The organism is Dietzia sp. SYD-A1, assembly GCF_015356725.1.
GTDB lineage: Bacteria > Actinomycetota > Actinomycetes > Mycobacteriales > Mycobacteriaceae > Dietzia.
Genome location: NZ_JADDKI010000076.1, coordinates 14,856 through 27,045, shown reverse-complemented (window position 1 = coordinate 27,045; position 12,190 = coordinate 14,856). Strand labels below are relative to the sequence as shown.

Below are 12,190 nucleotides of genomic sequence, written 5' to 3'. Positions count from 1 at the left end.
GCACTCCGCCGTACTCTCGGCGCGCTTCGAGCCATTACTGACCCATGCTCCTAGCCCCCTCCCGGGCGCCGGCTCAGTACCGCACCGACTGGGCGTCCGAGACCAGACACATGCCACCGACGGACTTCAGAAGGGGGCGCAGCGACCGGAGGACCTCGTCGATCCGGTCGGGGTCGACCGCCACGAGCACGAAGGTGTTGTCGAAGGTGGAGAAGGGGTCCCCCCCGCGCTCACCGTGCTGGCCCCGCCCGTAGATCCCCGGGATCACGGTGCGATGGGTCAGGCCCAGCGAATCCAACGCGCCGAGGAACCTCCCGGCGACCCCGGATTCCACCACCAGTTCGATCCGTTTGACGTCTCTCATGGGATCTCCTCGCCTCAGGCGCCCAGGTGCTGGGCGACGGTGTAGTAGAGCGGAATGCCGAGGACGATGTTGAACGGGAACGTCACGGCAAGGGCCATTGTGAAGTACCGGGACGGCCGCGCTTCGGGGATCGCGTAGCGCACCACGGCCGGGACGACGATGTAGGACCCGCTCGCCGCGAGCACGGCGAGCATGGTCAGGTCGCCGACCGGGAGCCCGGCCAGTGCACCCAGGGCCAGCGCCATCGACGCTCCGATCAGGGGCATCACGATGCCGAACCCGATCAGGAACGGGCCCACGTCGCGGACCTCGCGGAGTTGACGGGCGACGAGCAGGCCCATCTCGAGCAGGAAGAAGGCCAGCAGGCCCTTGAACATGTCGTTGACGAACGGGGACATGGACTCGCCGGCGTCGGCCCCCACCATGGTGCCGATCACGAGCGACCCGATCAGCAGCAGGTGCGCGCCGTCGGTGAACGCCTCGTGCAGGATCGCCCGCATCGACAGGGGTGCCCCCGACGCGGGACCGGGGGCTCCGGCCCCCGCGTCGCCCGCCATCTGAGCTGAGCGTTGACGTGACCGGGCCCAGGTGGCGAGGAGCACCGCCATGATGATCGCGGGCGATTCCATCAGCACCAGGGCGATCGTCATGTACCCGCCGGGTTCCTCGCCACGGGCGGTCACGAACTGCGTCGCGGCGATGAACGTCACCGCGCTGACCGACCCGTAGGTGGCGGCGATGGCGGCCGCATCGAACTCGTTCACTCTGCGCCGCAGGACCAGGAAGCCCAGCGCAGGGATCACCAGGGCCAGGAGCAGAGCGATGCCGATCACCGCTGCGGCGCGGCCGGTCAGACCGGTCTCGCGGAGAGCCTGGCCGCCCTTGAACCCGATCGCCATCAGCAGGTAGAGCGACAGGAACTTGGTGACGGGGGCCGGTATCTCCAGATTGGAGCGCACCGCGGCGACGAACAGCCCCAGGAAGAAGAACAGGATCGGCGGGTCCGTGAGGCTGCCGAGAATGCTGAGGTCCACTGCGTGTCTCCTGATCAGTCCGGAGCCCGGTCGCCGCGACGCGGGACGACCGGAACCCCGTGGTGGCGCGCGATCCGCTGCCCCGACGTGGTAACAGGACGAACAATACACGATTTCTATTGCCTGTTTTATGATGGGCTAAATCTGTGTCGTGTGTCACGCGCACCTCTCCCCCAAGGGCCGAGCCTCTCCCGCACCGCGAAGGGACGCCCCCGTGCCGTGCCCACATGCGTACAGGGATTCGCGTAAGGCAACATGGCACTCGGAAGTCGTCGGTGACGGCCGGATGTAGACGGGGTGACGCAGTGGCGGAGTGGACGTTTCTCACCAACCACGCCCACGTCCTGCTGTGCATCGCGCAGGATTCCGAGACGCGACTGCGCGACATCGCCGACGCGGTCGGGATCACCGAGCGGGCCACCCAGCGGATCGTGGCCGAGCTGGAGGAGGCCGGGTACCTCCAGCGCATCCGGGACGGGCGCCGTAACCGCTACAGCCTGAACCGCGACCTACCGCTGCGCCATCCGCTCGAGCGGGACCACATGGTGGGGGAGATCCTCAGTGTGCTGGGAGCCCCACGGACGCACGCGGCCCACGGGGACGAATGACGCCGCGTCGCGGCGCCGGTTCGGCGGCTCGGGCAGACTGGCCGGATGTTGCTGACGATCACCGCCCGCCGCTCCGAGGCGCTCCCCACGCCGGGTGATCTGGGTTTCCTGCTGCACAAGCACCCCGACAAGGTGCAATCCTTCGGCGTGTACGCGGGCACGGCGCACGTGTTCTACCCCGAGGTCAGCACGGAGTCGTGCACTGCCGCGGTGCTGCTGGAAGTCGAGGCGGTCGCTCTGGTCCGCGGACGATCCGGGCGCGCGGACGCCTTCGCACTGGGTCACTACGTCAACGACCGCCCGTACGTGGCGTCCTCGCTGCTGGCGGTGGCGATGGGAAAGGTGTTCCGGTCAGCGCTCAACGGACAGTGTGTCGGCTACGAGGACCTGGTCGAGGCTCCCCTGGATCTGACGATCTCTCTGCCGACGGTGCCCGGTGAACCCGACCTGGTGCGCCGGTTGTTCGCGCCACTGGGATGGGACATCCAGGCCGAGTCGATCGCGTTCGACGCCACCCGCCCCCAGTGGGGCGCGGCGCCGCTGGTGGGTCTGACGCTGACCGGGTCCGTGCGCCTGACGGACGCCCTCAGTCACCTGTATGTCCTGCTCCCCGTCCTTGATGCGGCCAAGCACTACTGGGTCGGCCAGGACGAGGTCGACAAGCTGTTGCGTGCCGGTGACCGGTGGTTGCCCGGGCACCCGGAGCGGGATCTGGTGACGCACCGCTACCTGGCCGGCCAGCGGGATCTTCGCGAGAGCGCCCTGGCCCGTCTCGCCGAACTGGACGACCGCGCCGCAGAGAGCACCCCGGACGCCGCTGCCTCGGATGCTGCCGCCGCCCCTCGTCCCCTGGTCAGTCTGCGTCACGACGCGGTACTGGAGGTGGTCCGCGACCTGGCGCCGGTGTCGATCGCCGATATGGGCTGTGGTTCAGGCGCCCTACTGGGCGGCCTGCTCAAAGTCCGGGGTGTGGCACGCGTGATCGGCACGGAGGTCTCGGACTTCGCCTTGTCCAAGGCCGCCACGCGGTTGCACGTGGACTCGATGACCGAACGCCAGGCTGACCGCCTATCCCTCCTACGCTCCTCACTGATGTACGAGGACGAGCGACTGGCCGATCTCGACATGGCGATCCTGATGGAGGTGATCGAGCACGTCGATCCCGACCGTCTGCCGGCTGTAGTGCGCAACGTGTTCGGCGCGATGCATCCCCGGCACGTGGTGATCACCACGCCCAACGTCGAGTACAACGTTCACTACCCGGCGCTGGCCACAGGAGGCTTCCGGCACCCTGACCATCGGTTCGAGTGGACGCGGGAGCAGTTCCAGTCCTGGGCCCACTCCGTGGCCGGCGCCCACGGTTACCAGGTGGAATTCCGTCCCGTGGGCGAGCCCGACGGGCAGGTCGGGCCGCCGACCCAGATGGCCGTGTTCAGCCAGTCCGCCCCAGTGGAGGTGTCCGCATGAGTGAGCTGTCCATCCCGGAACTGTCCCTGGTCCTGCTCATCGGCGCCAGCGGCTCCGGCAAATCGACCTTCGCGGCGACTCACTTCGCCCCGACAGAGGTGATCTCCAGCGACGACTGCCGGGCGATGGTCTGCGACGACCCCAATGCCCAGGACGCCACCGTGGATGGATTCGCGGTGCTGGAGTTCATCGCCGGCAAGCGCCTGGCACGCGGGCTGCTGACTGTGATCGACGCGACCAACGTGCAACCGGCGGCCCGTAAGTCCCTGCTGGCCCTGGCCAAGGAGCACGACGTGTTGGCCACCGCCATCGTGCTCGACCTGCCCACCTCGGTGGCAGTGGAGCGCAACGCGGCCCGCGCGGATCGCGAATTCGGCGCCCGGGTGATCAAGCGCCAGCAGGAGCAGCTGCGCCGCTCGATGCGCGGGCTGAAGAAGGAGGGGTTCCGCTCCATCCACGTGCTGGATTCGGAACAGGTGGTGGCCGAGGCGACGATTGTGCGGACCCGGTTGTTCAACGACCGCCGCGACGACCACGGCCCGTTCGATGTGATAGGAGATGTCCACGGGTGCCGCGCCGAGCTGGAGGAGTTGCTCGAGTCGCTGGGTTACGCCCTGGAGAGGGACCAGGCAGGCCGGGCGGTCGACGCGCACCACCCTGAGTCGCGGCGCGTGGTGTTGGTGGGTGACCTGGTCGACCGAGGCCCCGACTCTCCGGGAGTGCTGAGGTTGGCGATGGGTATGGTTGAGTCCGGCAACGCCCTGTGCGTCTCGGGTAACCACGAAGCCAAGCTGGCCAAGGCGCTGGGGCGGGGGACGGTCAAGGCCACCCATGGTCTGCAACAGACCCTCGACCAGTTGGCGGCAGAAGACGGCTCGTTCGTCGCCAGGACACGCGCGTTCTGTGACGGCCTCGTGGCGCACTACGTTCTGGACGACGGCAACCTCGTCGTGGCACACGCCGGCCTGAAGGAGAAGTACCACGGTCGCGCATCCGGGCGGGTACGTGCTTTTGCCCTGTATGGAGACACCAGCGGCGAGACCGATGAGTTCGGCCTGCCCGTCCGGTATCCGTGGGCCGAGGAGTACCGCGGGTCGGCGACAGTGCTGTACGGGCACACCCCTGTCACCGAGACCGAGTGGGTCAACAACACGATGTGCCTGGACACCGGGTGCGTGTTCGGCGGGTCCCTGACGGCGCTGCGCTACCCGGAACGCCAGACTGTCTCAGTGCCCGCCCAGGACACCTACTACGAGCCGATCCGGCCCCCGGCGCCGCCCGAGCGGGATCCCGCGACCCTGAAGCTGACCGACGTGCTGGGACCCCGGGTGATCGAGACCCGCTACCTGGGACGGGTGTCAATGCGTGACGAGAACGCGGCCGGGGCTCTGGAGGTGATGAGCCGCTTCGCCGTCGACCCGGAGCAGCTCATCTACCTCCCACCAACCATGTCGCCTGTCGACAGCTCCCCACGCGACGACCTCCTCGAACACCCCGATCAGGCATTCGACCACTTCGCCGCGCAGGGTGTCGACCGGGTGATCTGCGAGGAGAAGCACATGGGTTCCCGCGCCGTCGTGCGCGTCGCCAACCAGGGCGGGGGGGTCGTTTATTCCCGCACCGGTCGTGCGTTCCTTCCGGACGATCAGCAGTCGGTCGTCCTGCAACGGATTGCTCGCGCGGCCACAGTCGCCGGGGTGTGGGAAGACCTGGGCGCCACCTGGCTGCTGCTCGATACCGAGATCCTGCCGTGGACACTCAAAGCCGAACCGATGATCCGTGACCAGTACGCCGCCGTGGGTGCCGCCGCCACCACCGCCCTCCCCGCCGCTATCCACGCGCTCGACGCCGCCGCCCACCGCGGCATCGACGTGGGGACCCTGCTGGACCGGACGCGCTCCCGGGCGGACAATGCCGAGAGGTTCGTCGAGGCTTACCGGCGCTACATCCGACCGGTCGAGGGCGACCTCGGCCTGCAGATCGCGCCGTTCCAGCTCGTGGCCAGCGACGCCGATACCTACGAGAACCGGGACCATCACTGGCACCTCGCTCTGGCGGACCGGCTCGTCGCCGCCGACCCGGAGCTGTTCCGTACCACCCGGCGCCTCGACATCGATCTGGCCGACGACCGTTCGCGTGCTGCGGGGTCGGCGTGGTGGGACGATCTCACCTCAACCGGCGGTGAGGGCATGGTCGTCAAGCCACTGGCCAACCTCACCCGAGGAAAGAAGGGCCTGGTCCAACCCGGACTCAAGGTCCGCGGACGTGAGTACCTGCGCATCATCTACGGCGCCGACTACACCACCCCGGCGACGCTGGTTGGCCTCAAGAATCGATCGCTCGGCCAGAAGCGCTCCATGGCGCTGCGGGAGTACGCGCTCGGCCTCGAAGGGGCACGCCGGGCCGCGGCCGGTGAACCGATCTGGCGTGTTCACCAGTGCGTCTTCGGCGTCCTGGCCATGGAATCCGAACCCGTGGACCCGCGGCTGTGACCAGACGTCTGCTCTCCGATCTCATCGGACCGGAGTAGTCGGGCGCGCAGGCCGCCGACCGACGAGAGTCGACCGTGAAGGGAGCGGCCATGATCGAGATTCTCAACCGCCTCGTCGACGAGATCGAAGGACGCCTCGGTGAGGAGTTCGACGTCGACGCGATCGCCGGCGAGATGGGGACGACCGGGTATCACGCCCGTCGGATGTTCTCGTCCCTCGCGGGGATGCCGGTGTCCGAGTACGTCCGTCGTCGACGCATGACCGTTGCCGCGTCCGACGTGATCGGCGACGAGGACCTGTTGACGATCGCCGTGCGGTACGGGTACGGCTCGACCGAGGCCTTCGGTCGAGCGTTCCGTGCCGTCCACGGCGTGAGCCATGGAGACGTTCGACGTGATGGCGGCCCCCTTCGCAGCCAACCGCAGCTCAGGTTCCGCCTGACCGTCGAAGGGAGTCATCCCATGGATGCCCGAATCCTCACTCACCACGAATTCCGCCTGATCGGCCACGCCGCCCGGGTGCCGTTGAACCATGAAGGCGTCAACGCGCACATCGAGCGCCACATCGCTTCTCTGCCCGCTTCCGAGCACGACCGCCTTAAGCTCCTCAGCGGTACCGAGCCCTCGGGTCTGCTGCAGGTCAGCGCCGACGTCGACCCGGGCTACGCAGAGGGCAGCGAACTGACCTATCTACACGGCGTGGCGGTCGACGTCGACGCCGACGTTCCCGACGACCTCGACGTGATCGACGTGGCCGCGGGGGCGTGGGTGGTCTTCCGCACCTCCGGGCCGCATCCGGCGGCCCTGCAGGAGGCGTACGCAGCGTCCGCGACTGAGTGGTTCCCCTCCAATCCGTGGAGGTTGCGCCCGGGACCGTCGATCGTGTCGGTACTCGATCGCGCTCCGGACTTCAGTTCGGCGACCTGCGAACTCTGGTTCCCGATCGAGCGCGCCTGACCCCGGTGCGGGCGGCCGCAGAGCGCTCACTCTCCCTCCGGCATCCGGCGACCCGTCTGATACTGGCCGAGCTGGCCGGCGATGGTTGCGCGGAGCCACTGCGCGAAACGCTCGTCGGTCCATCCCCGCTCCCGGACGAAATACCTGTGCGTGTCGGGCCCGGTCAGGTGGCCGAGCACGTCGGCGAACTCAGACACCCGGTCCTGGGGAAGTAACCCGCGTCCGACGAACCACCCACTGCCCAGGTGGAGGTCCTCTATCCGCCGTGTCTCGCTCCGACGGACCGCCTCGGCGATCTCGGGATCGGAGTCGCTGGCCAGGATGGCCGCATGCCACAAGTCGATGATCCGACCGTTGGCGGCGACGATGAAGTCCACGTAGCGACCCAACGCGCGCTCGGTGTCGGGGTCGGCCATGATCGCCTGGAACTCCGGTCGGGCGAGTATCGAGACGGCTCGCTCTTCCCCGGAGAACCCCCGCTCGAGAATCGCCATCATCAACGACGCCTTGGAACCGGCCTGGTACACCGACTGCACCGAGACACCGGCGCGACGGGCGACCTCACGGAGAGTGGTCCGGGAATAACCGTGTCGCACGAACAGCGACTCGGCGGCGTCCAGGATTCGCCCGCGGGTCAGTGCGGCGGTCTGGGCCCGACGGCTCATCTCGTACTTGCGCGAACTCATGGATCGGCCCCTGCCTCGGACTTCATCTCACCAGTCTCGTTCATGGCCTTCCCAAAGATTGGATGTAGCGCTACTCTACTCAAATCTTCTCGCATCCACGCGGCGGAGACTGCATGCGAAGGAGCGACGATGACAGCACAGGGCCTCATCGTTGTGTGCGCTACCCCCATGGGTGGCCACGTCGGGCCCCTCACGGCCGTCGGCGGGCACCTGGTCTCCCAGGGGTGGCGGGTGGTGATGATCACCGGGTCCCGGTTCGCCCACCAGGTCACCGCCGCCGGCCTCGAGCACGTCGCCCTGTCCGGGGTGGCGGACTTCGACGAGAAGGACCCGTCGACCTTCACCCCCCACCTCGACAGGTATCGAGGCCTGAGGCTGTCGCGGTACCAGGTGGAGCAGACGTTCATCCAGCCCATCACCGCACAGGCGGCGACGCTGGCGCAGGTGCTCGCCGAGAACGAGGTCTCTGCTGTCCTCACCGACGGCACCTTCGCAGGGACACTCCCCCTGATCTCCCGCGACCCCGGCTCCAGACCTCCGGTCATCGGACTCGGGGTGATGCCGCTCGCACAGACCAGTTGCGACGTGGCGCCCACCAACAGCGGACTGCCGCATATGGCCGGGCCACTCGGCAGACTGCGCAACCGCCTGGCCCACCGGATGGTCCGCCATGTGCTCTTCCGTGCCACCCAGCGACTCGCGCGCCACCGCATAGAGCAGTCCGGAGGGAGACTGGAGGGGTTCGTTCTGGACTTCTCCGCACAATGCGACAGGTTCCTCCAGTTGGGGCCGGCCGAGTTCGAGTACGCGCGCCGCGATCTGGCGCCCACCACCGCGTTCGCCGGCCCGGTCACCGCCCGGCGGAGCCGGCCGATCCCCCAGCCCACGTGGTGGGCCGAGATGCTCGCCGACCCGCGACCGGTCGTCCACGTCACGCAGGGCACCCTCGACAACCACGACCTCACCCAACTGGTCGAGCCCGCGCTCGAGGCCCTTGCGGATTCGCCGGTCCAGATCGTCGTCACCACCGGCGGAGCCCCCGCCGACGAGCTCGTCCGGATCGCGCCCGAGAACGCCCGGATCGCCGAATACCTCGACTACGAGGAGCTCCTGCCGCGGACCTCGATCGTGGTCACCAACGGAGGTTTCGGCGGCGTCATGACCGCACTCCGGCACGGCGTGCCGCTGGTCGTGGCACCTGGAGGCGAGGACAAGCCGGAGGTGGCCGCGAGAGTCGGCCACTTCCGGGTCGGGATCAACCTCAAAGCCCGCCGTCCCGCGCCACGGGCCCTCCGGGACGCCGTCGACGCAGTCCTCTCCGACACCACCTTCGCCGACTCCGCGTCCGCCATGCGCGATGCCATCGCCACCTACGACCCGTTCGCGGTGATCGACACCGAACTCCGACACCTCATCCAGCAGCACCCGACCGACCCACCCGCCCACGCGATATCCGCCCCGGACACCGACGCACCAGACACCGCCGCACCAGACACCGAGGAGAACCTGCCATGAGCGACACCCGCGCAGTGATCGACCAGCACATCACCGCCTTCAATGACCGCACCCCCGACGCCGAACCGTGGGCCGACGCGGCCGAGATGGTCACCCCCGGCGGAACCTTCACCGGACGCGAGGGCGTCCTGGGATTCCTGGCCGTCTTCCAGCAGGCGTTCTCCGACGGCACCCTGCGCATCCATTCAGCGGTCATCGACGGCGGCGACGCCTCCGTCGAGGGCAGCTTCGAGGGAACTCACGACGGCATCCTCCAGAGCCCCGCGGGACCTGTCGAGGCCACCGGGAGGCCAGTCACCTTCCGGTGGAGCGCCACCTACCGCGTCGAGGGCGACCGGCTCATGTCCGAGCACCTCTACTTCGACCAGTTCGACTTCCTCGGACAACTCGGCCTCCTGCCGGGTTGATTCCCAGCCGCGGCGACGGACCGGCCGTCGACCCGGTGACCGTCTGGCCCGGAGAGGTACCCGACTGCCCACCCCGGCACGGCAGGGGTACACCTTCACCGGGTGGTACACCTCTCCGGACTCCGATACCCTCATCGACCCCCGTCCTCCCCTCACCGCCGACATCACGGCCCACGCAGGGTGGCGAGCCGTCGAGACCCCAGCTAGTCCCTCCACCCCGGTATGGACCTCTCTCGCCGGAGGCGGTCTCGGTGACTACCTCCCACTGGCCCTCCAGCCGAACTGATCTCCTACCGCCACGACCCTGCACCGGAAGGCCACCGAGATGAACCGCACCCCCCGCCGCACCGGGCGGCGTCTACCCGCCGTCCTCGGCGCAGCCATGGCCCTCGGCCTGGTGACCGCGACGGCCCACGCCGACCCTGCCCGCAGCATCTCGGCCACCGCGGAGCCCACGCCCGGCAGCGACACCGTCACCCTGCGCCTGGTCTCGAACTTCGTCGAGCCCTTTGCCTGCTTCTACTCCATCAACCCCGCAGGCGAGTCGGCACCGTCAAACCTGTGGACGGACAACCCCTCCGCCATCGTGCCAGCCGCGTACAGCGCCCCGTGGAATCTCTCGGAAGTCACCTACACTCACCACCTCTCCGACGGCGAGTACTCGGTGTACTGGCAGTGCTACGGCAACGGCGCGACGAACATCGCGCGTTTCGGCAACGTCGCCAGCCCCCTGACCCCGGCGCCTACCGCGGGACCACTGACCTTCTCGATCGACACCAGCCCCCCACCACCGGCCGACCCGGAGTGCCAGGGCAGCGCCTGCCTCCTCCCCCTGATCGGCGAGCTTCTCGACGCTCTACCCCGAGATCCCGCGGTGCCGGGCGCGGCAGGGTCGGTCGGCTGACCGCGCATCGGCTCACCGACCCGGGCCGGACCACGCCTGTGCGGTCTGCTCGATCACGGTCCGCCACGGGGTCGGGGAGACGCCGAAGGTGCTGGTGGTCTCCGACCCGTCGGCGACGAACGGGCCGTCGAACTGGTACAACACACCATTGACCTCGCGCAGCAGTGGGACGACCATCCCCCCGGCGCGGAGGACCGGCCGCGGCACACGGCGCACCCGCGGTGGGGCCGCCCCGGCCGCCTCGGCGAGGTCGTTCAGGACCTCCCGAACGGTTCTGGGCGCGTTCGACGGAACGATCCACGCAGACCCCCAGGCCCCCTCGTCCCGGCCCAGCGCCTCGAGGGTGGCGGCCACGTCGTCGATCGCGGTCCATGTGTGAGGGTGGTCGGGGTCGGCGAACACGACTGCGGTCTTCCCGGCCAGAGTCGCCCGGCCGTAGCGGGCGATCAGGCCGCTCTCCGCAGGGACGGAGGGGCCGATGTAATCCGAGGACCGGGCCTCTGCCGTGCGCACCCGCCCCGCTCGGTGCGCGGCCAGGGCGTCCTCCCACATCCGCGCGCGCAGCGCCCCCTTGTGGTCGACGGGATCGAGCGGGGTGTGCCTGGTCATGGGTTCATGCACCACCCCGTAGCCGTAGAGGTTGCTCGCCGTGACGAGCACCGCGCCCGTCTCCTCCGCGGTGCGCAGGAGCGACGCCGCGAGCGGCGGCCACTTCTCTTCCCACACCGGATACGGGCCGGGATTCGCACAGTTGTAGAGCACCGCCGCCCCTGCCGCCTGGGCGCTGAGGGCCGCGCTGTCGGAGGCGTCGACCGCCACCGCGTCGACGCCGGGGGTAGCGGTGCTGCGTCCGGAGCGGGTCGCCAGTCGGATGCGGTGCCCCGTGGCCGCCAGCCGGGCCGCCAGGGCGGAGCCCACCGGCCCGGCACCGACGATGACATGGAGTTCATCAGTGCTGCTCACCGCCACATTGTCCCACGACCGACTCCTCCCGGCGCACGGTCGGGCCACGCCGGCGGGGCCACTACCCCCGTGAGGTGCCCACGAGGCCGTCGATGAGCGCTCCGACGGCCCACCGGCGCCGCTCGTCGGGACTGCCCTGGGTGAAGACGCCGACGGGAAAAGCGGCGAGCGTCGGGTGCCGGCCCGGGTCGGACGTCGCGATCGTCGCCGTGAGGTCGTCGATCTCCTGGCCGGTGCCGGACTCGCGGGCCGCCCACTCCGCGGCGCTGGAACTCGCGTACTGGAGCAGCAGATCCACACCCCAGGCCGCGGACCTCTCGTCGGCGCCCGCCGTGAGGAGCAGCCGGAGCAGCAGCTCGATCAGGTCCAGATAGTGCGGTCCGTCGGGCCACACGAACATCACCGCTCGCGCGAGCTCCCCCCGCTGAGAAAGCAGGTCCACGTAGTCGGCCATCACTCGCTGGAGGCGATCGCGCCACGGTTCGACCCCGTCCCACCGGAGATCCAGATCCGCGAGCAGACGGTCGGCCAGGAGAGCGTGGAGGACGGTGACGTTGCGGACGTAGACATAGAGCGACGCGGGCCCGGTGTCGAGCTCGGCGGCGACCTTGCGGAGTGTGAGCTTGTCGGCGCCGTCCCGCTCCACCACTCGCAGTGCCGCGTCGACGATCCCCTCCCGGGACAACGCGGCCTTCGCCGGCCGGTCTCGCCTGCTCACGGGTACTCGGGGGGTCATGACCCGACGATACCAGTGTCGATCTTGTTCGTGACGAACATGTTCGTTACGATCCTGT

At 69.0% G+C, this 12,190-nt stretch carries 13 protein-coding genes; 8 read left to right on the top strand and 5 right to left on the bottom strand.

Annotation, left to right across the window (positions count from 1 at the left end):
• Positions 1-73: 73 nt before the first annotated feature.
• Positions 74-364 (bottom strand): P-II family nitrogen regulator, encoded by a 291-nt coding sequence (locus tag IY392_RS03980; RefSeq protein WP_107755376.1) that lies wholly within the window; start codon positions 362-364, stop codon positions 74-76.
• A 14-nt stretch (positions 365-378) separates the two neighbouring features.
• Positions 379-1,398, bottom strand: a complete 1,020-nt coding sequence (locus IY392_RS03975) for a sodium-dependent bicarbonate transport family permease (protein ID WP_194860569.1) — start codon at positions 1,396-1,398, stop codon at positions 379-381.
• Between the two features lie 305 nt (positions 1,399-1,703).
• Between IY392_RS03975 and IY392_RS03970 the strand changes: the two genes are divergently transcribed.
• From IY392_RS03970 to IY392_RS03955, 4 genes are all read left to right on the top strand, one after another.
• Positions 1,704-2,006, top strand: a complete 303-nt coding sequence (locus IY392_RS03970) for a winged helix-turn-helix domain-containing protein (RefSeq protein WP_182612152.1) — start codon at positions 1,704-1,706, stop codon at positions 2,004-2,006.
• A gap of 45 nt (positions 2,007-2,051) precedes the next feature.
• Positions 2,052-3,473: a 3' terminal RNA ribose 2'-O-methyltransferase Hen1 gene (locus tag IY392_RS03965; RefSeq protein ID WP_194860568.1), complete on the top strand. Its 1,422-nt coding sequence runs from the start codon at positions 2,052-2,054 to the stop codon at positions 3,471-3,473.
• Positions 3,470-5,965, top strand: coding sequence for a polynucleotide kinase-phosphatase (locus tag IY392_RS03960; protein WP_194860567.1), 2,496 nt, complete (start codon positions 3,470-3,472; stop codon positions 5,963-5,965). Before IY392_RS03965 ends, IY392_RS03960 begins: the two co-directional genes overlap by 4 nt.
• Positions 5,966-6,054: 89 nt before the next feature.
• Complete coding sequence (locus tag IY392_RS03955) at positions 6,055-6,921, top strand: AraC family transcriptional regulator (protein ID WP_107757915.1); 867 nt, start codon at positions 6,055-6,057, stop codon at positions 6,919-6,921.
• Between the two features lie 26 nt (positions 6,922-6,947).
• Here IY392_RS03955 and IY392_RS03950 read toward each other — a convergent pair whose 3' ends face one another.
• Positions 6,948-7,607: a TetR/AcrR family transcriptional regulator gene (locus tag IY392_RS03950; RefSeq protein WP_194860566.1), complete on the bottom strand. Its 660-nt coding sequence runs from the start codon at positions 7,605-7,607 to the stop codon at positions 6,948-6,950.
• A 129-nt stretch (positions 7,608-7,736) separates the two neighbouring features.
• Between IY392_RS03950 and IY392_RS03945 the strand changes: the two genes are divergently transcribed.
• Genes IY392_RS03945 through IY392_RS03930 form a run of 4 tightly spaced genes read left to right on the top strand, consistent with a single transcriptional unit; the run spans position 7,737 to position 10,433 of the window.
• Positions 7,737-9,122 carry a nucleotide disphospho-sugar-binding domain-containing protein gene (locus IY392_RS03945; RefSeq protein WP_194860565.1) on the top strand — a complete coding sequence of 462 codons (1,386 nt, stop codon included), beginning with the start codon at positions 7,737-7,739 and terminating at the stop codon, positions 9,120-9,122.
• Positions 9,119-9,529, top strand: coding sequence for an ester cyclase (locus IY392_RS03940; RefSeq protein ID WP_107755369.1), 411 nt, complete (start codon positions 9,119-9,121; stop codon positions 9,527-9,529). The genes IY392_RS03945 and IY392_RS03940 overlap by 4 nt, the downstream gene beginning before the upstream one ends.
• 43 nt (positions 9,530-9,572) lie before the next feature.
• Entirely contained in the window at positions 9,573-9,815 is a 243-nt protein-coding gene (locus tag IY392_RS19675; RefSeq protein WP_194860570.1) for an InlB B-repeat-containing protein, read from the top strand.
• Between the two features lie 39 nt (positions 9,816-9,854).
• A complete protein-coding gene (locus tag IY392_RS03930; protein WP_194860564.1) occupies positions 9,855-10,433 on the top strand; it encodes a hypothetical protein in 579 nt (192 codons plus the stop codon).
• 12 nt (positions 10,434-10,445) lie between these two features.
• Here IY392_RS03930 and IY392_RS03925 read toward each other — a convergent pair whose 3' ends face one another.
• Together IY392_RS03925 and IY392_RS03920 are read right to left on the bottom strand one after the other, a co-directional pair.
• On the bottom strand, positions 10,446-11,396 hold the full coding sequence (locus IY392_RS03925; protein WP_194860563.1) for an NAD-dependent epimerase/dehydratase family protein: 951 nt from the start codon (positions 11,394-11,396) through the stop codon (positions 10,446-10,448).
• Between the two features lie 61 nt (positions 11,397-11,457).
• Positions 11,458-12,132, bottom strand: a complete 675-nt coding sequence (locus IY392_RS03920; RefSeq protein ID WP_107755366.1) for a TetR/AcrR family transcriptional regulator — start codon at positions 12,130-12,132, stop codon at positions 11,458-11,460.
• Positions 12,133-12,190: the final 58 nt, after the last annotated feature.